The sequence below is a fragment of the Bradyrhizobium sp. USDA 4353 genome (assembly GCF_054063215.1).
In genome coordinates this window covers 5,350,327-5,369,951 of the sequence record NZ_JBSSGB010000001.1, presented here as the reverse complement: position 1 = coordinate 5,369,951, position 19,625 = coordinate 5,350,327, and the positions used below count along the sequence as shown (strand labels likewise).

17 protein-coding genes and 1 tRNA gene are annotated in these 19,625 nt (G+C 64.6%); 9 read left to right on the top strand and 9 right to left on the bottom strand.

Going from position 1 to position 19,625, the window contains the following annotated elements; all coding sequences use genetic code 11:
• Positions 1-14: 14 nt before the first annotated feature.
• Positions 15-1,277, top strand: a complete 1,263-nt coding sequence (locus ACVILH_RS24175; protein WP_456715122.1) for a methyl-accepting chemotaxis protein — start codon at positions 15-17, stop codon at positions 1,275-1,277.
• A 356-nt stretch (positions 1,278-1,633) separates the two neighbouring features.
• Here the strand turns inward: ACVILH_RS24175 and ACVILH_RS24170 are convergent, their stop codons facing one another.
• Both ACVILH_RS24170 and lipA read right to left on the bottom strand, forming a co-directional pair.
• Positions 1,634-2,107, bottom strand: coding sequence for a type II toxin-antitoxin system RatA family toxin (locus ACVILH_RS24170; protein WP_456715121.1), 474 nt, complete (start codon positions 2,105-2,107; stop codon positions 1,634-1,636).
• 10 nt (positions 2,108-2,117) lie between these two features.
• Positions 2,118-3,077: a lipoyl synthase gene (gene lipA, locus ACVILH_RS24165; RefSeq protein ID WP_456715120.1), complete on the bottom strand. Its 960-nt coding sequence runs from the start codon at positions 3,075-3,077 to the stop codon at positions 2,118-2,120.
• Between the two features lie 137 nt (positions 3,078-3,214).
• On the opposite strand from lipA, the gene ACVILH_RS24160 reads away from it, so the two are divergent.
• The gene (locus ACVILH_RS24160; RefSeq protein WP_456715119.1) at positions 3,215-3,853 is read left to right on the top strand and encodes a DNA-3-methyladenine glycosylase; all 639 of its coding nucleotides are present in this window, start codon (positions 3,215-3,217) and stop codon (positions 3,851-3,853) included.
• A gap of 82 nt (positions 3,854-3,935) precedes the next feature.
• Here the strand turns inward: ACVILH_RS24160 and ACVILH_RS24155 are convergent, their stop codons facing one another.
• From ACVILH_RS24155 to ACVILH_RS24135, 5 genes are all read right to left on the bottom strand, one after another.
• Positions 3,936-6,800 (bottom strand): valine--tRNA ligase, encoded by a 2,865-nt coding sequence (locus ACVILH_RS24155; protein ID WP_456715118.1) that lies wholly within the window; start codon positions 6,798-6,800, stop codon positions 3,936-3,938.
• Positions 6,801-7,124: 324 nt separating this feature from the next.
• Positions 7,125-7,874: a PopZ family protein gene (locus tag ACVILH_RS24150; protein WP_456715117.1), complete on the bottom strand. Its 750-nt coding sequence runs from the start codon at positions 7,872-7,874 to the stop codon at positions 7,125-7,127.
• A gap of 378 nt (positions 7,875-8,252) precedes the next feature.
• Positions 8,253-9,638, bottom strand: coding sequence for a TolC family outer membrane protein (locus ACVILH_RS24145; protein ID WP_456715116.1), 1,386 nt, complete (start codon positions 9,636-9,638; stop codon positions 8,253-8,255).
• Between the two features lie 288 nt (positions 9,639-9,926).
• Positions 9,927-10,592 carry a protein-L-isoaspartate O-methyltransferase family protein gene (locus ACVILH_RS24140; protein WP_456717060.1) on the bottom strand — a complete coding sequence of 222 codons (666 nt, stop codon included), beginning with the start codon at positions 10,590-10,592 and terminating at the stop codon, positions 9,927-9,929.
• A 157-nt stretch (positions 10,593-10,749) separates the two neighbouring features.
• Positions 10,750-10,935 carry a hypothetical protein gene (locus tag ACVILH_RS24135; protein WP_456715115.1) on the bottom strand — a complete coding sequence of 62 codons (186 nt, stop codon included), beginning with the start codon at positions 10,933-10,935 and terminating at the stop codon, positions 10,750-10,752.
• 257 nt (positions 10,936-11,192) lie between these two features.
• Here ACVILH_RS24135 and ACVILH_RS24130 point away from each other — a divergent pair.
• The 6 genes from ACVILH_RS24130 to ACVILH_RS24105 all read left to right on the top strand — a co-directional run bounded on the left by ACVILH_RS24130 (position 11,193) and on the right by ACVILH_RS24105 (position 14,567).
• A tRNA-Asn gene (locus ACVILH_RS24130) sits at positions 11,193-11,267 on the top strand.
• A gap of 198 nt (positions 11,268-11,465) precedes the next feature.
• Entirely contained in the window at positions 11,466-11,969 is a 504-nt protein-coding gene (locus tag ACVILH_RS24125; RefSeq protein ID WP_456715114.1) for an NUDIX domain-containing protein, read from the top strand.
• 33 nt (positions 11,970-12,002) lie between these two features.
• Complete coding sequence (locus ACVILH_RS24120; RefSeq protein WP_456715113.1) at positions 12,003-12,848, top strand: GRP family sugar transporter; 846 nt, start codon at positions 12,003-12,005, stop codon at positions 12,846-12,848.
• A 210-nt stretch (positions 12,849-13,058) separates the two neighbouring features.
• Complete coding sequence (locus ACVILH_RS24115) at positions 13,059-13,505, top strand: response regulator (protein ID WP_456715112.1); 447 nt, start codon at positions 13,059-13,061, stop codon at positions 13,503-13,505.
• On the top strand, positions 13,502-13,918 hold the full coding sequence (locus ACVILH_RS24110) for a response regulator (protein WP_456715111.1): 417 nt from the start codon (positions 13,502-13,504) through the stop codon (positions 13,916-13,918). Before ACVILH_RS24115 ends, ACVILH_RS24110 begins: the two co-directional genes overlap by 4 nt.
• 469 nt (positions 13,919-14,387) lie before the next feature.
• Positions 14,388-14,567 carry a hypothetical protein gene (locus tag ACVILH_RS24105; RefSeq protein WP_456715110.1) on the top strand — a complete coding sequence of 60 codons (180 nt, stop codon included), beginning with the start codon at positions 14,388-14,390 and terminating at the stop codon, positions 14,565-14,567.
• Positions 14,568-14,690: 123 nt separating this feature from the next.
• Here the strand turns inward: ACVILH_RS24105 and ACVILH_RS24100 are convergent, their stop codons facing one another.
• Both ACVILH_RS24100 and ACVILH_RS24095 read right to left on the bottom strand, forming a co-directional pair.
• Positions 14,691-16,433: a methanol/ethanol family PQQ-dependent dehydrogenase gene (locus tag ACVILH_RS24100; protein ID WP_456715109.1), complete on the bottom strand. Its 1,743-nt coding sequence runs from the start codon at positions 16,431-16,433 to the stop codon at positions 14,691-14,693.
• A gap of 103 nt (positions 16,434-16,536) precedes the next feature.
• Positions 16,537-17,112 carry a QcrA and Rieske domain-containing protein gene (locus tag ACVILH_RS24095; RefSeq protein WP_456717059.1) on the bottom strand — a complete coding sequence of 192 codons (576 nt, stop codon included), beginning with the start codon at positions 17,110-17,112 and terminating at the stop codon, positions 16,537-16,539.
• A gap of 821 nt (positions 17,113-17,933) precedes the next feature.
• On the opposite strand from ACVILH_RS24095, the gene ACVILH_RS24090 reads away from it, so the two are divergent.
• On the top strand, positions 17,934-19,607 hold the full coding sequence (locus tag ACVILH_RS24090; RefSeq protein WP_456717058.1) for a substrate-binding domain-containing protein: 1,674 nt from the start codon (positions 17,934-17,936) through the stop codon (positions 19,605-19,607).
• The last annotated feature ends 18 nt before the right edge of the window (positions 19,608-19,625 follow it).

Sequence of the window (19,625 nt, the reverse complement as noted above, 5' to 3'; positions counted from 1 at the left end):
GATTCGGGACCCCCATGGCTTTCTTCTCCGGCAAGTCGGCTGATCGCACGCATAACCTGTTGATGGCGGAGGTGTTCGAGCGCAATCGCGACGCCATCCTGGTGATGTCCGAGGGCAAGATCATCGCCTGCAACGAGACCGCGGTGCGCTTCGGCGGCTTCCGCAGCAAGCAGGACCTGCTGTCGCGCTCGCCGGCGACGATGGCGCCGGAGTTCCAGCCCAACGGCAAGCGCTCGGCGGACATGGTCAAGGAGATGGACGCCAAGGCCAGGCGCGAGGGCCACGCCAGCTTCGAGTGGACCACCAAGCGCGCCGACGGCAGTCCTGCTCTGGTGCAGATCACGCTGGTGCCGACCACGATCGAAGGCCAGACCTACGTCATGAGCTTCCGCCGCGATCTCTCGGATCTCGTCGCCGCACGGGACGAGAAGAAGCGCGCGCTCGACCGGATCGCCAAGGATTTCGAGGCCAGCGTCGGCGCCATCGCCAATGCCATCTCCGGCGCCTCGCGCGAGGTCGAGACCACCGCGGCGTCGCTGACCGCGACCGCCGACCAGGCGACCCAGCGCGTGGCGCTGGTCGCCTCCGCCTCGAGCTCGGCCTCGTCCAACGTCCAATCTGTGGCCGGCGCGACCGAGGAGCTGTCGAGCTCGGTCAGCGAGATCAACCGTCAGGTCGCGACCTCCTCGACCATCGCCGCCGAGGCAGTCGAGGCCTCGTCGCGCACCAACGACCTCGTCAACAGCCTCGCGGATGCCGCCGCCAAGATCGGCGCCGTCACCGACATGATCAACGCGATCGCCAGCCAGACCAATCTGCTCGCTTTGAATGCCACGATCGAGGCGGCGCGCGCCGGCGATGCCGGCCGTGGCTTCGCGGTGGTCGCCTCCGAGGTGAAGAGCCTGTCGAGCCAGACCGCGAAGGCGACCGACGAGATCTCCGCCCACATCAGCGCGATGCAGCGCGCCACCAGCGACACGGTGGCCGCCATCCAGGGCATCGGCGGCACCATCGGCCAGATCAGCGAGATCGCCAAGACGATCGCCACCGCCGTCGATCAGCAGGGCCACGCCACGCAGGAGATCGCCCGCTCCGTCAGCCAGGCCGCCAGCGGCACCCGCGAGGTCGCCACCAACATCGGCTCGGTCAGCCAGACGGTGGAGTCCGCCGGCGGCGCCGCCCGGCAGATGCTCGGCGCGGCGGGTCAGCTCTCCAAGCATGCGGATGACCTGCGCGGCAAGGTTCGGGACTTCTTGACCGCCGTGCAGGCGGCGTAGGGATTCGATCGTCCACGGTTGACGTCGGCGATCAGGACGGCTCCGCGGGTGACGCTCGTGGAGCAGCTGTTTGAAGACGTGGATAGGAATCTTAGAGCGACGCGGTTCGAGCGGCGCTCGTTTCGCTGTGAGTTGATACAGCGTTCGCTGTGAGTTGGTACACCGCGAGCCCCACCCTCCGCCGTCGTCCCGGGCTTGACCTGGGACCCATACGCCGCGGCGGATGTTGTGAGACGAGATCGGAGCGATGGCCGTGCCGCCACACGGCACCCTGTGGTTATGGGTCCCGGCGTTCGCCGGGACGACAGCGGAGATTGAGGCGCCGACTGCGGTCGACGACAGGCAGCAGCGAGACCTTACGTCGACGACACCGCCGGCTTACGGCCGTAGATCGCATCGGCCCGCTTCTCGAACGCCGCCGACATCCGCGCGAAGATCGTGTCGAACATCGAGCCCATCAGCATCGCCAGCATGCGGCTCTTGAACTCATAGGCGATGAAGAACGTCACCTCGCAGGCGCCCTCGCCTGTTGGCTCGAAGCTCCAGCGGTTTTCCAGGCTGGAGAACGGGCCGCTGACATATTCGACCAGGATGTTGCGCTTGGCGCGATCGAGCGTGACGCGGCTGGTGAAGGTCTCCTTCACCAGCTTGAACGACACCGTCATGTCGGCGATCACGACCTCGGTGCCGTCAGGCTTCGGATTACGCTGGCGCACCACCAGCCGCTCGCACAGCGGCACGAATTCGGGATAGCGCTCGACATCGGCCACGAGGTCGAACATCTGGTCGGCCGTGTGGGCGACGCGGCGCTTGTTGGAAAATCTCGGCATCTCGTCTCGATCAGCGCGCGAACGCGTCGCGCGCGGCCTTCAGCTTGGCGAAATCCTCGCCGGCGTGGTGCGAGGAGCGCGTGAGCGGGCTCGCCGACACCATCAGAAAACCCTTGGTGTAGGCGACGGTCTCGTAGTTGGAGAACTCCTCCGGCGTGACGAAGGACATCACGGCGTGGTGCTTCTTGGTCGGCTGCAGGTACTGGCCGATGGTGAGGAAATCGACCTCGGCGGAGCGCAGATCGTCCATCACCTGCAGCACCTCATGGCGCTGCTCGCCGAGCCCGACCATGATGCCGGACTTGGTGAAGATGGTCGGATCGATCTCCTTGACCCGCTGCAACAGCCGGATCGAGTGGAAGTAGCGCGCGCCGGGGCGGACCGACAGATAGCGCGACGGCACGGTCTCGAGGTTGTGGTTGAAGACATCCGGCTTGGCGGCGACGACCTGCTCCAGTGCGCCGTCCTTGCGCAGGAAGTCGGGCGTCAGCACCTCGATCGTGGTGGTCGGACACTTCGCGCGGATGGCGCGGATGGTCGCGGCGATATGGCCGGCGCCGCCGTCGGCGAGATCGTCGCGGTCGACCGAGGTCACGACGACATGGGCCAGGCCGAGCTTGAACGTCGCTTCCGCCACGTGCTCCGGCTCACCGGCGTCGAGCGCGGCGGGCATGCCTGTCTTGACGTTGCAGAAGGCGCAGGCGCGCGTGCAGGTGTCGCCCATGATCATGAAGGTGGCGTGCTTCTTGTCCCAGCACTCGCCGATGTTCGGGCAGCCGGCCTCCTCGCACACCGTGACGAGGCCGTTCTCGCGGACGATGTTGCGGGTGTCGGCATAGCCGCGGGTGGTCGGCGCCTTGACGCGGATCCAGCTGGGCTTGGCCGGCGAGACCGAGTCCGGCCGGTTCACCTTCTCGGGGTGACGGGGGCGCAGCGGCGTGTTCGCGTTGATGTCGACGATGGTGACCATGGGGGCCTAAAGCAAATCTCTGTTGCGCCCTAGCTATTCCGTCGCAAGGCGCGCCGCAACCGGCTGGCCGAGGATACCAGGGCATGGCAGATATGGGCAGCGCGGAACCGCGCTGATCCCGGCGGAATTCTTCAAGAATGGCGCAAAAACCGGCAAGAACCACCGGAGTTTCCCGGCCCTCGCGCGTCGCGCCGGGCAAGCGGCTGACGCGCTCGTTCTTCGCCCGCGACGTGCTCCAGTTGGCGCCGGAGCTGATCGGGGCGACGTTCCTGGTCGACGGCGTCGGCGGCGTGATCGTGGAGGTCGAGGCGTACCACCACACCGACCCGGCCGCGCATTCGTTCCGGGGACCTACGCCGCGCAACCAAGTGATGTTCGGCCCGCCCGGCTTCGCCTATGTCTACCGCTCCTACGGCATCCATTGGTGCGTGAACTTCGTCTGCGAGGCCGAGGGCTCGGCGAGCGCCGTGCTGATCCGGGCAGTCGAGCCGACGCTCGGGATCGACGAGATGCAGCGGCGGCGGGGGCTCGAGGATGTGCGGATGCTGTGCTCGGGACCGGGCAAGCTGACGGAGGCCATGGGCGTGACGATCGCGCACAACGCGCTGCCGCTCGATGCTCCGCCGATCGAGCTGTTCGCGCGACCTGACGATGTCGAGGTCGTCACGGGCGTCCGCATCGGCATCACCAAGGCGGTCGAGAAGCCCTGGCGCTTCGGCCTGAAAGGCTCGCGTTTCCTGAGCAAGCCATTCCCGCCGTCATCGCGAGGAGCGTGAGCTCCGAAGCGATCCAGGGGCTTCACCGGGACTCTGGATTGCTTCGCTGCGCTCGCAATGACGAAGGAGAGAGAGCGTCGCGTCAGACGCCCTGCAGCCGCGACAGCGCCTCCTGGAACTTGGCCTTGCGGGCCAGCGCCGCCTCGCGCTTCTCCTTCTCCTCCTCGACGAGCTCCTCGGGCGCGTTGGCGACGAACTTCTCGTTGCCGAGCTTCTTGTCGACGCGCTCGATGTCCGCCTCGGCCTTGGCGATCTCTTTGCCAAGACGAGTGCGCTCGGCAGCGAGATCGACGACGCCCTTGAGCGGCAGCGCGGCCACCTCGCCGCGGACGACGAGCTGGGCGGAGCCTTCCGGCGCGGTGTCGGCGAACGAGATCTCGGAGAGCCGAGCGAGCCGCTTGATCACCTCGCTCCAGCGCGGCGCGCGGTCGCGGGTCTCCGCGGACGCACCGACGAGCGCGAGCGGCATCAGGGTCGCCGGCGGGATGTTCATCTCGGCGCGAACCGAGCGGATCGCGGTGACGAGATCGACCACCCAGCCGATCTCGGCCTCGGCCGCCTCGTCCTTGAAGCTGGCGGCGTCGAACGACACCAGCACCGGCGGCACCAAGGGATCACCGAAGCTCGCCGCCGACAGCGCGGCGATCTCGGCGACGGTCGGCGTGTCCACACGATGCGGCCACGGCGACAAGGTCAACAGGCTGTCGCGCTTGGCCGTCGACTCCCACAGCGCCTCGGTGATGAAGGGCATAAAGGGATGCAAGAGCTTGAGGATCTCGTCCCGCGCCCAGGCCACCATCGCCTTGGTCTCGTCCTTGGCGGGCCCCTCTTCGCCCAGCAAGGTAGGCTTGGAGAGCTCGACATACCAGTCGCAATAGACGTCCCAGACGAAGCGGTAGATCGCGTTGGCCGCATCGTTGAAGCGGTAGGCCTCCAGCGCCTCGGTGACCTCGCGCGTCGCGGCGGCCGCCTCGTGAGCGATCCAGCGGTTGAGCGTCTCCTTGGCCGAAGCCGGATCGAAACCTTCGGGCACCGTGCAGCCGTTCATCTCGGCGAAGCGGCTGGCGTTCCAGAGCTTGTTGGCAAACTTGCGGTAGCCCTCGACGCGCTGGGTCGACAGCTTGATGTCGCGGCCTTGGGCTGCCATCGCAGCCAGCGTGAAGCGCAGCGCGTCGGCGCCGTGCTCGTCGATCAGCGCCAGGGGATCGATGACGTTGCCCTTCGACTTCGACATCTTGGCGCCCTTCTCGTCGCGGACGAGCGCATGGATATAGACGGTCGAGAACGGCACCTCCTTCATGAAGTGGAGGCCCATCATCATCATGCGGGCGACCCAGAAGAAGATGATGTCGAAGCCGGTGACCAGCACGTTGGTCGGGTAGTAGCGCTTCACCTCGGGCGTGTCGTCGGGCCAGCCGAGCGTCGAGAACGGCCACAGCGCCGAGGAGAACCAGGTGTCGAGGACATCTTCATCACGGGTGATGAAGCCCGCGCGCTTGTTGCGGTCGAGCGCCATCTCGCGGCCCTGCTCGGCCGTGATGACCTCCTGCTCGACGTAATAGGCGATCGCGTGGGAGACGGCCTCCTCCTCGGTCTCGGCGACGAACACCTTGCCGTCGGGGCCGTACCAGGCCGGGATCTGATGGCCCCACCACAGCTGGCGCGAGATGCACCAGGGCTGGATGTTCTCCATCCACTCGAAATAGGTCTTCTCCCAGTTGCGCGGCACGAACGTCGTCGCGCCCGAGCGCACGGCGGCGATCGCCGGCTGCGCCAGGGTCTTGGCGTCGACATACCACTGGTCGGTCAGATACGGCTCGATCACGACGCCCGAACGATCGCCATGCGGCACCATGTGCGTATTGGGCTCGACACGCTCGAGGAAGCCGAATGTCTCCAGCCGCTCCAGGATCTTCTTGCGCGCAGCGAAGCGCTCGACGCCGTGGAATTCCCTCGCGAATTCCTCGGAGCCCTCGGGCAGCCCGCGCAGATAGTCCTCGTTGTCGACCAGTGCGATGCAGCCCTCGCGATCGAGAATGCTGATCTGCGGCAGACCGTGGCGGCGGCCGACCTCGAAATCGTTGAAGTCGTGCGCCGGGGTGATCTTGACCGCGCCGGTGCCCTTCTCCGGGTCGGAGTACGTGTCGGCGACGATCGGGATCTCGCGCCCGACCAGCGGCAGGATCACGCGCTTTCCGACGAGGTGCTGGTAGCGCTCGTCATCGGGATGCACGGCGACCGCGCTGTCGCCGAGCATGGTCTCGGGACGGGTGGTGGCGACGACGATGAAGCTCGTCGGATCCTCCGGGCTGAACGTCTTGCCCTCGATCGGATAGCGCAGGTACCAGAGGTTGCCCTTGACCTCGATCTGCTGGACCTCGAGGTCGGAGATCGCGGTCAAGAGCTTCGGGTCCCAGTTGACCAGGCGCTTGTCCTTGTAGATCAGGCCGGCGCGGTGCAGCTCGACGAACACCTTCACGACGGCCTTGGACAGGCCCTCGTCCATGGTGAAGCGCTCGCGGCCCCAGTCGCAGGACGCGCCGAGGCGCTTGAGCTGGTTGATGATGGTGCCGCCGCTCTCGTCCTTCCACTGCCAGACGCGTTCGAGAAACTTCTCGCGTCCCATCTCGCGGCGGCCCGGCTGCTGGCGCTCCATCAGCTGGCGCTCGACCACCATCTGGGTGGCGATGCCGGCATGGTCGGTGCCGGGCTGCCACAGCACGTCGCGGCCGCGCATGCGCTCGAACCGGCACAGGATGTCCTGCAGCGTGTTGTTGAGCGCGTGCCCCATGTGCAGCGAGCCGGTCACGTTCGGCGGCGGGATCACGATGGTGAAGGGATCGGCGCCGCGGCGGTCGGGGCGGCCGGCGGAGAACGCGCGGGCGTCCTCCCAGACCAGGGACATGCGGCCTTCGAGGTCGGCGGGCTGATAATTCTTCTCGATCATGACATTTCCCAGCTGGCTGACGGCCTGCTGTCCAATTCGGGATGTCGCGGAACTTGTCCCGGTCTTTGGTCGCGACCTGAAAAAGCTCGCGCAAGCTGTTGGTGCTTGTGCTCTTTTCGGACCGACGTCCGGCAACCTCACGGACCCTCGAAGAGCGATCTCCGATCGGCCGGCCGGCATCAGCTTGAGGAGGCTAGAAAGCCGCCGCGGGCTGCCAAGTCAACAGCGACCGCCAACATTGATGGCGGGAGGACCGCTCCTCCTCGTCTGCGGCGAGCTGCTCGATCCGAGCTCGGCAGCGGGCCTTCGGCAACGGCCGGAGCCTCAGCGGCCGCCGCGCGAGACGCGCTCGATCTCCGCCTTGACGATGCGCTCGACCAGGGCCGGCAGATTGTCGTCCAGCCAGGATTTGAGCATCGGCCGCAGCATCTCCTTGACGAGATCCTCGAGCGTGCGGGCGTTGTTGCTCAGCACCGTATTGGCCAGCGCGTTGAAGGCCGACTCGACGGCGTTGACCGTCTGCGGGGCCAGGATCGGCTGCTTCGGCGCCACGGGCTCGAAGGGAGTCTCGAAGCTGGCAGCCTTCTTGTTCAACCGGCCTGCCTCGATGAATTCGATGTCGTCCTGCGGCTCCACTTTCTTGAAGGAAGCGGCGGCTGGGGCGGGTGCTGGAGCGGGTGGTGGTGCCACGGCCATGTCGTCCGTCAACTCGAGTACTTCTGGTTCGGGCTCAGGCTCGGGTTCCGGTGGCCGAGCCTCTGCGACCGCAGGCGTCTCATCCAAACCCGCCAGCAATGCGTCAATGTCGTCCTGGCTGTTGCTCGGCGCTGCCGCAGGCGGCGGCGGTGCCGGCGCGGGCTTCGCGGCGGCGGGAGCAATCTTGGACGGCGGGATGTCGTTCATGACCGGCTTCGGGGCCGGCGCGGGCGCAGCCGGCTTCTCGGCCTTGACGGGCTCCGGCGCAGCGGCCTTCTCCGCAGCCGGCGGCTTGGCTTCATCGTCGGCAATGATCCGCCGGATCGACGCCAGAATCTCCTCCATCGAGGGTTCTTGGACCTTTGCAGGCTGCGTCATTTCCGACTCCAAATCAGCGACGCCGCAGCACGAACCGGCTCAGCGCAAAAGTCTCGGGCGCCGGATTCAAGTGGCGTGAACTTCTCAACGGACATGCCGACTTGTCTCCAGACGAGGCCAGATCGATGCAAAACAACAGAACGATACTGTCCATGTCGGCGTCTATTCTTGGAAGAACATCCGACGTAGTCCGAATCGTTCGGCGGCCATTTTGAGGCTATGTCATGGCAACAAATGAATGCAAGCAACGCCCGCCGCGAACCGGTGGAGCACGGACTTCGCCGGCCAAGCGTCGCACATTCATCACAACTACAGCATGTGCCATAAAAAAATCCCCCGGCCAAGGACCGGGGGATCTGCACCGATATTAAGATTTCACTAACGGCCATCGGGCGTCCGCACGCCGGCCCAGTTGTCCCGGACCTGCTGGTAGTGAACGCTGGGATCGTAGGTGGTCGTCGGCAGGTTCAGCACCTGCGGCGACAGCCGCCCGACGGTCTGAAGCACAGAGTAGGAGGCGACCACACGATCGTGCTGTGCGTTCACCAGCGAGTTGCGCGCATTGACCAGCGCCTGCTGAGCGTTGAGGACATCCAGCGTGGTCCGCTGACCCGCCTTGGCTTCCTCGCGCACGCCGTTCAAGGCGATCTCGGAGGCCGCCACCTGGGCCTGCGCCGACTGCACCTGGGCCTTGCCCGCGAGCAGCTTGCCCCACGCAGATACCACGTCGGAGCGAGTCTGATCACGCGTCTGCTCCAGGACCAGACGTTGCTGCGCCAGCGACTCCTTGGACTGCCGGATCAGCGAATATTCCGCCCCTCCGTTGTAGATCGGGACGTTCAGCGAGGCGACAGCCGACGCGCTGAACCCACGATAGGATTGCAGGCTCGACTCATAACCCTGCTGAGCCTGAGCCTGGACGTTTACGCTCGGGAGAAGCGCACCTTCCTTGATCTTCGTATCAAGATACTGGACGTCGATGCCGTACATCGCCGAGGTCACGCTCGGGTTTTCCGTCAGGGCCGTTTCGACCGACTGCTGGAGGGTCGGCGGCAAGAAACGGTCGACAGGAGCGCCCGGGGCCAAGTTCTGGGGATCGTTGCCGATGATTCGGCGGAAGTTCGAGCGGGTCGCCGTTAGTTGGGCCTCTGCCGTGAGCTGCTGCGTCCGGCCTGCGGCCAGCTGAGCCTCGGATTGCGCGACGTCGGTGCGGGTGACTTCGCCGACGTTGAAGCGATCCCGCGTCTGCTTGAGGGTCTGTTCGAGCACGCGCGTATTGCTGCGCTGGACCTCGACGATGGCCGCGTCGCGCAGGTAATCCATGTAGATCGTGGCCGCCGCCAGCAGCACCTGCTGCTCGAGGACACGAAGGGCCTCACGTTGTGCGGAAACGTTCGCCTCGGCCTTGCGGACGCCGTTAGCCGTCTGGTTGCCGTTATAGAGGTTCTGGTTGACGGTCAGGCCGACGCTTCGCGGCCTTTGCAGGCTGTGCACCGCCGGCGTCGCCGGTGCTGCTTGCAAGTCCGTGTACTGAACACCCGCTGTCGCAGTCAGATTGACTTTCGGCCGATAGCCGGAGAGCGCCTGCGGAACGCCTTCGTCGACCGCACGAGCCTGGGCCCGCGACGCGTTCAATTGCGGGTTGTTCTGATAGGCCCGCACCAGCGCAGCCTCGATCGTGTCGGCAAGCGCAGGCGCCGGGCCCGCACAAGCCATCACGAGAACCGCAGCCGCCGCCGCGGTGACGAGCTTCACCCCAAACATCCCTGTTCCATTCTTTTGTTACCGGCTCGAACGCCAGAGCCGGGCCGTAACCTGTTGAAGAGACTCCCGCGCACTTGGCACCTTATTCCCCAAGCAAGCGCAACGGAACCACCCTCCCCTGGAACTGCTGACGAAATCTCCGCACGTGCAGCATCCGGGTCACACTTCTGATTTGAAACAGAATTTTGCCCGTCTGCAGCCGTGAAGACGACTCGCCGAAATCCGAAGGCGCAGCGGGATCACCGCGCGCCGAAGCCTGCTCGGCAGGACGATTCGATCGAGAACGACTTAGAACACGAACTCGGGGACGCGTTCGAGACCGGGAACAACCGGTGCCGCGGCATCGAACAGGACCCTGCTGCCGATGTCACCATGCGATCGCGTAAAGATCATGGCACGGGCGGGCGTCGTCTTGGCAAACACGCCGACCAGACGGCCGGATTCCTTGAGCTGGCGACAGAGGCCATCGACCGGGACCTCCGTGGCGCCATTCAACAGAATCACGTCGAAGCGGCCGTCGGCCGGATCGCCCTGCACGGCGGGTGCGACGCGAATCGTGACCGGGCATCCTTCCGCAGCCGCCAGCACCTGCTTGGCGCGCCCTTCCAGAGCAGGATCGACCTCGGTCGCCGTCACGCTACCAGCCAGCTTCGCGGCAAGGGCCGCGAGGTAGCCGGTCGCACAGCCGACCACGAGCACGCTGTCGGTCGGCTTGATCTCGGCCGCCTGCAGCATCTTTCCGATCAGCATCGGCTTGAGCAGGAAGCGCTTCGTGCCGGCTGTTTCGGACACGTCGAGATCGAGGTCGAGATAGGCAAGCGCCTGCCGGTCGGCGGGCACATAAGCCTCGCGCGGCACGGTCAGTAACGCATCGAGCACGCGGTGATCGGTGACGTCGTTGGTCCGAACCTGACCATCGACCATTTTCTGGCGCGCCGTTGCGAATGAAGACATGAGCAGACCTGCAAGCAAAGCGGATGGACCGCGAACGATCTGCGCAATCTTTTGGTACAAGGCTCCCGAAAAGGCAACACGCGGTTCGAACGGAGACGCGCGCATTGCCGCGGGACTGTCCCACGGCAGATGCAGATGCTGTGATCGACGGAAGAGACTACTCGATCACCACGGCCAGCCGGCCGATCAACTGCACGATTTCGTCCAGATGCTCCGAATCGCCACGCGTGACCGCATCGGCCAGCCGCGTCAGGCACTCGTCATCGGTGAGACGCGCGACGGGATCGGGAATCAGCGACGGTGCGGCGACGGTTTGGGTGAACTGGACGATCGTGTTCGACATCTGACAACACTCCGTGACCCCGGCACAGGCAAGTTCCTTCCGACTATCGATGCCGATTTGCTCCCGTCCAAGTGAAATTCCTGTCATCCAACCGTGGGCGGCGCCTGCCCATTCCGCGCTCAAAATTCAGACAAATCATTGATCTTAAAGGAGACTTCTAAAAGACGCGCAATTGTCACCAGGATGCGATTTCGTTCTATGCAAGGCGAAAAGGCTTTGTTATACGCAGCCGCACTCGCGAACACTGCTTCGCTTGTTCCTCGGTAGCTCAGCGGTAGAGCATTCGACTGTTAATCGAATGGTCGCTGGTTCGAATCCAGCCCGGGGAGCCATTCTGGCAGCGCCGAATGGTTCTTCTTCCCCAAGACACGTCTTCCCCAACATACGTCCGATCCCCTTCCCGCTGTCTTCGGCCGAAGTCTGGCGTCGACGGACGCCGTCGCAAAGGCGAGGACGACGCGAGAGGCCTGCCTTGACGGGGCAGGAGCGCTCGGGCAAGCGGGGCACACCTCTCAGGTGACCCATCAGCGATGCCGATTTCCGATCATCTCAAGGCCGTGCGCAGCAAGATCGGGCATGACCTCCTGGCCACCACGGCAGTGTCGATCTCCGTGTTCGACGACGCCGGCCGCATCCTGCTGGGGCGCGATGCCGAGACGAATCTCTGGACTCTGCCCGGCGGGGCCATCGACCCGAATGAGCATCCAGCCGACGCAGCCAGCCGCGAATGTTTCGAGGAAACCGGGCTGATGGTCCAGCCGCAGCGCCTGCTCGGCGTGTTCGGCGGCCCCGAATTCCTGATCCGCTATCCCAATGGTGACCTGACCTACTATACCGTGATCGCCTTCGAGGCCGTTGTCATCGGCGGCGAGCTCACACCCGATGGCGACGAGATCGCCTCCTTGAGATTCGTCGATCGTCAGGAATGGGAACAGCTCCCGGTGTCGCCATCGAGCCGAATCATCTCGCGCCAGGCGTTCGACCGCGATCCCGTCCCCTATTTCACCGCAGCGGGCTGGCGGCCCGAGAGCTGATCGCCGGTCGTCGCTCATCAAGGCCCGCGCCGTTTGGACCCGCTTGCTACGATCCTGATGCTGCTCGCAGGTCTGCTTCACGCGACCTGGCATGCGATCGTCAAGACCGGCAGCGGCGTCTCCATCCTCGCCGGCATGGGCCTCGTGAGCAGCGTGCTGACGATGCCCTTTCTCTTCTTCGTCCCGGCACCGTCTGCATCAACCTGGCCCATCCTTCTCGCCTCTCTCGTCTTGCACGCCGGCTACAAGACCAGCCTCGCGATGGCCTACCGCTCGGCCGACTTCGGACGCGCCTATCCGATCGCCCGCGGCACCGTGCCTTTGTTCGCGACGCTGTTCGCCTATCTCGGGCTGCAACAATGGCCTCACGCGGGACAACTGACCGGCATTGCCGTGATCGTCTTCGGCATTCTCGGGCTGGCGCGCGACCGCATCCACGGTGCGATCGATCGCCGGGCGTTCGCGGCCGCGATTGTTGCCGCCGCAATGGTCGCCGCCTACTCCGTCGTGGATGCCGCCGGCACGCGGCAGCCGGAGGGGTGGGCCTCGTTCACCGTGTGGGTGATCGTGCTCGACAGCATCGTGTTCTTCATGGTGGCTGCGGCGCAGCGCGGCCCGGCCATCCTTTGCGAGATCCGCGAGTCCGCAATGGCGGTGCTGATCGCGGGCCTGTTGGGCCTCACCTCGTTCGCCGTGTTCCTCTGGGCGCTGAGCCGCAATCCGATCGCCAACGTCGTGGCCTTCCGCGAATGCAGCGTGCTGTTTGCAACCCTCATCGGCGTGCTTGTCCTGAAGGAGCGCGCCACACCGCAGCGGCTGTGCTGCGCCGCCCTCATCGCCGTCGGCCTCGTCATCATCGCCGCGCTCAAGGTCGCCTGAGCCTGCGGATCACTCATGACCGCGCTGCTGCTCTCATAGTTCCATGTTCATCGCATAGTGCACACCGCCGAGAAAGCTGAAAGCAAGTTCCGTAAAACTCCTGGTTGCAAAATTGAAACAACTAATTCAGTGTTAATTACTTTGTCCTTTACGAGTCAGTTGTCTTTGTAGCGTGAGCGTCCTTCAGTCCATCCCATACTGAGGTAGCCCATGCCTACTGTCCTCATTATTGACGATGATTCCGCCACGCGCGCCGCGTTGGAAACATTATTGAAGAAGAAGCGGTTCGGCGTTTTTCTCGCGCCAGACGGTCCAACCGGCATCCGATTGATCGGCAGCGTGTCGTTCGACGCCGTCGTGATCGACATGTTCATGCCGGGCATGGATGGGATCGCAACCATCCGCGAGCTGATCAAGATCGATCCCACCGTACCGTTCATCGCAATTTCCGGCTACGCCTTCACCGATAAGAGGCAAGGAGCTCCCGACTTCCTGGGCATGGCGATCAAGCTCGGCGCAACGGCTGCGTTGCAGAAGCCGTTCGACATTCTCGATCTGCTCGAAGCGGTCGATCGCGCGATCGAGGTCCGTCAGCGGTTGCTGATCGAAGCCCAGCAACCTGGCTCCGCGTCCACGTCTGTCAGGAGGGCGTCATGACGAACATCCTGGTCGTCGATGACGAGGTCGGCGTATGCTGTGTCATTCAGCATCTTCTGGTCCGCGAAGGCTACGCGGTCACGGCTGTCACCGACGGCCGGCTGGCGATGGACGCCGTCGCGCGCGACGATTTTGCCGCAGCCCTGATCGATCTCAATCTCGCCGACATGGACGGCAATGACGTCATCCGGGCCGCGCGCGCGGCACGGCCGCATATGCCGATCGTGATGATGTCGGGCCTGGTGCTGGAATCCGGACGCGGGACTCCCGACTTCCTTGGTCTGTCGGCAAGAGTGGTCGGCCTGCATCGGCTGGCAAAACCGTTCAAGCCGCGGGATCTCTCGCAATTGATGCGCGACATTCTCACGCACGAAAGTGAGCCGCTCGCCGTCGCGGCCATGACGCGCCAGTAGGTCCCATGGTCGACGCCGCGTGGGACACGGAGCCGCCAGCGGCGATTCGCCTGCTCCTCGCCACCGCGTCGATGGACTGCTATCGCTGCGGCTCGCCAACCGGCCTCGTCTGCCGCTTGACGGCGTTGCGGACATAGCGATCGATCAAACGCTTTAGCGTCGCCCGCTGTAAGGAGCGGCAACCGACGACATGCCGCCGTGCGATTCGCATCTTCATCTGCGACCTCCCGCGTATCGTGGCACCGGCCGCGTGAGGCCCGGTGCGCTGAGCCATCTGGGATCAATTAAGTTCCAGGCGATGTGACCTCGTTCACACCGCGCCCGCGCAGACTGCGATACCTATGACAGGAACGAAAGGCACCGGTAACCAATTAGGTCCCGGCTTGCGCGATCGTTAAACTTTGAATGATCCGCTCAATTTGAACAAAGTGGAGTTTTGCCATTCTGCTCGCGGTCACGCGAGGTCACGATGAGCGAAGCTGAATACGAACTGTTGATGGACGTTGTAAGAACGGCTATTGCGCCAGAGATTGAGACCGATTCCATGGCCCGCTTGTTTTCAGTTCGCCCCCTCCCCAAAGCAGCCAACGACAATCAGGGCGCTTGGCCGCTGATCCCGTTTCCGGATGGCTGGTTCGCGGCCTCCTGACGCGCATCCGCTCCTCCCTCCTGCGTGCGATTTGTCCGCGCATGGCATCCGCAAATCACGTCGCCCGCGTTTGAGCTGACCGCATGGCGACGGCACAGGCCGCCGCCATGCAGATCGCGCCAGCTATTTCTTGACCGCGAACACCCAGACGACGCCGCCTTGCGGCACGTTGTCCTCCAAGCCGGTATTCCCCTTGGCGAGCGCATCCTGGATACGTTGCGCATCGACGCCCCAGCCGGACTGCACCGCGATATATTGCGTGCCGTCGACCTCATAGGCGACCGGCATGCCCATGATGCCCGAGTTGGTCTTCTGCTCCCACAGGAGCTCGCCGGTCTTGGCATGGAAGGCGCGGAACATCCGGTCGTTGGTGCCGCCGACCAGAACGAGATCGCCGGCCGTCGCGGTGACCGAGCCGAACAGCTGCGACTTCGGGAAGTTGTGCGACCAGACCTTCTTGCCGGAGGCGGGATCCCAGGCTTGCAGCTCGCCGAAATGGTCCGCGCCGGGCCGCACCGTCAGACCGATGTCCTCGGCCTTGGTGCCGAGCCAGAGCTGTCCGGGAACGAGCGGCAGCTTCTCGCCGGTGAAGCCGCCGCAGAAGTTCTCATTGGCCGGCACATAGACGAACCGCGTCTTCTGACTGTAAGCCGCCGACGGCCAATCCTTGCCGCCCCACAGCGAGGGACAGAAATCGACCCGCTTGCCGAGCGTCGGCTTGTGCGCGGGATCGACGATCGGCCGCCCGGTTTCGGGCTCGATGCCCTTCCACACGTCGGTATGAACGAAGTTCCAGCCATGGACGTAGTTGATGCGCTCGGGCGTGCGCTCGAGCACCCAGAAGATGGCGTCGCGACCGGGATGGATCAGGCTCTTGAAGCTGCGTCCGTCTCGCTGCAGGTCGACCAGCATCGGCGCATCGACCTCGTCCCAATCCCATGAATCGTTCTGGTGATACTGGAAGTGCGTCTTGATCTTGCCCGTCGCGGGATCGAGCGCGATCACCGAGCTGGTGTAGAGATTGTCACCGGGATGCAGGCCGCCCGGCCACGGCGCCGCGTTGCCGACGCCCCAATACACCGTCTTGGTGTCCTTGTCGTAGGTGCCGGTCATCCAGGCGGAGCCGCCGCCCGACTTCCAGTCATCGCCGCTCCACGTCTCGTGGCCGGGCTCGCCCTCGCCGGGAATGGTGAAGGTGCGCCACAGCTCCTTGCCGTCCTCGGCATCGTAGGCGACGACATAGCCGCGCACGCCGAACTCGCCGCCGGAGCCGCCGACCATCACCTTGCCGTCGACGATGAGCGGCATCAGCGTGAGATACTGGCCCTTCTTGTAGTCCTGGACCTTCTTGTCCCACAGCACCTTGCCGGTCTTGGCGTCGAGCGCGACGAGATGGTCGTCGGTCGTCGCGAGATAGAGCTTGTCCTGCCATAACCCGACGCCGCGATTGGTCGGATGCAGCTGGAACAGATCGTCGGGCAGCTCGCGCTTGTAGCGCCAGTACTGATCGCCGGTCTTGGCATTCAGCGCGATCACCTGCCCCATCGGCGTGGTGATGAACATGACGCCATTGTTGACCAGCGGCGGCGCCTCGTGGCCCTCGATCACGCCGGTGGCGAAGGTCCACACCGGGACCATGCTCTTTACATTGGTGGTGTTGATCTGATCGAGCGGGCTGTAGCCCTGGCCGTCATAGGTGCGGCGATAAAGCATCCAGTTGCCTGGCTCGGGATTCTCGAGCCGCGCAGGTGTGACCGGACTGTAGTTGTCGATGGGACCGGCCACGGCTGCGGGCGCGGCGAGACAGGTGAATGCGACGGCGCTCGACAGGAGCCATTGCTTGATCGTCGTGGACGTGATGGACATGGACAAACCTCCCCTGCTTCGTTGTTCGCTTCTTTGCTCGTCGTGGCGACGCTCACGACGTTGTCTGTGACGATGCGAGTTCCGATAGGCACACGAGATCTCATCAGCCCTGCTGGCCACCTACCTTTCCGATGAACGGTGCTGCGACCACGAGCGTACCGTCCTTGATGACCAGAGGCAGCGCGGCGAGCCGGCGCGGCGCGGGACCGAACACCACCTGCGCGCCGCGCCGCGGGTCGTATTCGGAATTGTGGCACATGCATTTGAAGACGTCGTCATTGCCCTCGCTGGCCTTGATCCAGGCTGTCACCGGGCATCCCGCGTGCGAGCAGATCGCCGAATAGGCCACGATGCCCTCGGCCGCGCGTGGGCGCGTGTCGTCATCGAGCTCGTTCGGATCGAGGCGTACGAGCAGCACCTCGTTCAGGCGCGAGCCGTCGCGCACGATGGCGTTGGCCGCGTCCTTGGGCCAAGCATGAACCGGCGGCTCGCCGACCTTCAAATCGCCCGGGGTAATCGTCTTGCCTTCGCGGTCTCCCTCGGAGAATACGAGCACGTCGCCGGTCTGTGGACGCTTCTCCTTGCGCGGATCATCGTCATCGGCTGTCGCTGAGACGGATGTTGCGCAGCACACGAGCGTGCCCAGCACGACGGAGCGGCGAGACGGAAGATCGATCATGATTGACCTTTCGCGACGGCTCTTCGCGCGACTTGCAGCAACAAGGCTTGCGGTGACAAGACTTTGCGACGACAAGACTTTGCGACGACAAGACTTTGCGACGACAAGAATTGCGATGATGCGACTGCACTTTCGCTCTGCAACCAGGAACTGTTGCATTGCACCTTTAGTTAGAGTTATTAGATCAACACAACCGGACCAAATCAAGGCGCGCGCCGCAGGCCTGCCGCGATATTTTCGTTAGTTCGTTGGTGTCGGAATGCGGCGCGGACAAATTTGCCGCGCGTGCTGCAGCGAATTGCTCCGGCGCGCAAATGGAATTGCCACTCTGTCGATACATGCCTTTGAAGTGGAGCTAAGCAGTCGCTGGCATGCTGCATTTCTGGCCTGGAGAGACTGCCGCTGACCTGAACGTGGGCCGAGCTCGTGCTGCACCTGCAGGTCGCAGCTGTAAGATCGTTTGCAGCGCGTGCCATCTGCCGCCGCCGCAAAGGCCTCAAATTTCCGACAAAAAGTCAGCCCACTAGGCGGGATCGAGTGACCAGATGGGGACGTCTGGATGCCACGAGCCTGGCCGAACGATGAACGAGAGCCGCGCCGCGACGAGCGGATGAGTCGAGGTCGCGAGCTTCGACGGACCGGTCTGGTCGCTTTGGTTGCCCCATCGCGGGCATTGGACGGGTGATGCTGAAACCATGAGCGGCGCGATCAGGCGGGGTTGCTGCACGAATGCGCATTGTGCGCTCGCAGCGGCTGGCACTCTGCAATATATGGCCTTCTCCGATTCGACCTGCAGCGAATGCAGCGGTCCATTGTTGATCATGACAAAGGGCAAGGGTCGTTTCTCGTCGCGCGCGATGATCGGAGCTGGGATCTTTGCGCTCTTGCTTCTCGCCGGCGCCGTCTATTTGTTCGTCGCCAACAACGCGACCGAATTGCCAACCGGTCCGGCACGCCAACTTTTCGATCTGGCCACGCGCAGCGACGTGGGCGCCGCCCAGGCCTCACAGGCTCCGGACGTTATCATTCAGCCTGCGGCGGCTGCGTTGCCGTCTGCGTCGCCGAGCACCTTGGCGCCGGAGGATCGCGTCCCGCCGAAGCGCGAGCCCGTGAACGATTATCTCGTGAGGCTGAACGGATCCAATACCATCGGCGCCAAGCTGGCGCCCGATCTGGCCGAAGCCTGGTTGCGCAGCATGGGGGCATCCGAGGTCAGGCGCCTGCAGCGGACGGATCCGCAAGGCGTGAGGCTGCCCGAATTCGTCATCAGTGGCGATCTCGGCGGACGGATGGTCGGCGTCGAGGTCAAGGCTCACGGCACCGGGACCGGCGCCAAGGCGCTGCGCAACCTCGATGCCGACATCTGGATGGCCTCGGTGCCGGTCAGCGACGAGCAGGCCTCGATGCTGGCGTCCGTCGGCGACATGCGCAGCGCGCGCTCCGAACATGTCGTCGGCCTCGACGGGATCGCCGTGATCGTGAGCCCCTCCTCCCGCTTGAGGACGCTGACCAAGGCGCAGGTCAAGGACATCTTCACGGGACGGCTCACGGATTGGAGCGCGCTCGGCCTTCCCGCCGGTCCGATCAACCTCTATGCCCGCGACGGTCAATCCGGCACGCGCAAGACCTTCGAGGAGCTGGTGCTCGGGCCGAATACGCGCATGGCCCCGCTCACCCCACGGCAGCCGAACGGCTACGAGGACAGCGAGCAATTGTCCGATGACGTCGCGTCAGACCCGAACGGCATCGGTTTCGTCGGCATGGCCTATGTCGGCGCGGCCAAGGCGCTCTCCATCAGCGACGGCAATGCGATCGCGCTGGCGCCGACCGAATTCACGGTGCGAACCGAGAACTATCCGCTGTCGCGACGCCTGTTTCTCTATTCCGCCGATCAGCCCCGGCCGGAGGTCAGCCGGTTCATCAAGTTCGCGCTCAGCAAGGAGGGCCAGGACGTCGCGCAGAAGACGGTCGTCGGCCTGTCGCCGAACGCGAAGCCGGCCGCGGAGGTCGACAGCCGGCCCTGCGCGCTCAGCGCCAAATGGACCGGAAACCCGCAGGAGTTCTGCCAGCTGCGGGCGCAGGCGCGCGCGCTCGACGTCAGCTTCCGCTTCCAGAGCGATTCGTTCGAGCTCGACAATCTCGCGGCGCCGAATCTGTACCGCGTGATGCAGGCGTTGCGGGAGACCCCGCAGGCGCGGCTGCTGCTGGCCGGCTTCGCCGACCGTCGCGGCAGCTATCAGGCCAATTGCCGGCTGTCGCTGCAGCGCGCCGAATCGGTCAAGCAGGGACTGGCCAGCCTCGGGATCAGCAATGTCGAGACCCGCGGCTATTGCGACGAGGTCCCGGTGCGCGACAATGGCGGTGACGAGTTCGAGAAGAACCGCCGTGTGGAGATCTTCGTGCTGACGGGTCCGGCCGTGGCTTTCGCCACCAAGCCCCGGCCCACATCGAAGCCGCGGCCGGCGCGCGCGGCCGTTGAAGCCGCTCCGCAATAGTCCGCTCTAAAGCATTGA

Excerpts from the sequence above, each read along its gene's own strand:
- ACVILH_RS24175 (WP_456715122.1), top strand. The coding sequence starts at position 15 with ATGGCTTTCTTCTCCGGCAAGTCGGCTGATCGCACGCATAACCTGTTG.
- ACVILH_RS24170 (WP_456715121.1), bottom strand. The coding sequence starts at position 2,107 with ATGCCGAGATTTTCCAACAAGCGCCGCGTCGCCCACACGGCCGACCAG.
- lipA (WP_456715120.1), bottom strand. The coding sequence starts at position 3,077 with ATGGTCACCATCGTCGACATCAACGCGAACACGCCGCTGCGCCCCCGT.
- ACVILH_RS24160 (WP_456715119.1), top strand. The coding sequence starts at position 3,215 with ATGGCGCAAAAACCGGCAAGAACCACCGGAGTTTCCCGGCCCTCGCGC.
- ACVILH_RS24155 (WP_456715118.1), bottom strand. The coding sequence starts at position 6,800 with ATGATCGAGAAGAATTATCAGCCCGCCGACCTCGAAGGCCGCATGTCC.
- ACVILH_RS24150 (WP_456715117.1), bottom strand. The coding sequence starts at position 7,874 with ATGACGCAGCCTGCAAAGGTCCAAGAACCCTCGATGGAGGAGATTCTG.
- ACVILH_RS24145 (WP_456715116.1), bottom strand. The coding sequence starts at position 9,638 with ATGTTTGGGGTGAAGCTCGTCACCGCGGCGGCGGCTGCGGTTCTCGTG.
- ACVILH_RS24140 (WP_456717060.1), bottom strand. The coding sequence starts at position 10,592 with ATGTCTTCATTCGCAACGGCGCGCCAGAAAATGGTCGATGGTCAGGTT.
- ACVILH_RS24135 (WP_456715115.1), bottom strand. The coding sequence starts at position 10,935 with ATGTCGAACACGATCGTCCAGTTCACCCAAACCGTCGCCGCACCGTCG.
- ACVILH_RS24125 (WP_456715114.1), top strand. The coding sequence starts at position 11,466 with ATGCCGATTTCCGATCATCTCAAGGCCGTGCGCAGCAAGATCGGGCAT.
- ACVILH_RS24115 (WP_456715112.1), top strand. The coding sequence starts at position 13,059 with ATGCCTACTGTCCTCATTATTGACGATGATTCCGCCACGCGCGCCGCG.
- ACVILH_RS24110 (WP_456715111.1), top strand. The coding sequence starts at position 13,502 with ATGACGAACATCCTGGTCGTCGATGACGAGGTCGGCGTATGCTGTGTC.
- ACVILH_RS24105 (WP_456715110.1), top strand. The coding sequence starts at position 14,388 with ATGAGCGAAGCTGAATACGAACTGTTGATGGACGTTGTAAGAACGGCT.
- ACVILH_RS24100 (WP_456715109.1), bottom strand. The coding sequence starts at position 16,433 with ATGTCCATCACGTCCACGACGATCAAGCAATGGCTCCTGTCGAGCGCC.
- ACVILH_RS24095 (WP_456717059.1), bottom strand. The coding sequence starts at position 17,112 with ATGATCGATCTTCCGTCTCGCCGCTCCGTCGTGCTGGGCACGCTCGTG.
- ACVILH_RS24090 (WP_456717058.1), top strand. The coding sequence starts at position 17,934 with ATGACAAAGGGCAAGGGTCGTTTCTCGTCGCGCGCGATGATCGGAGCT.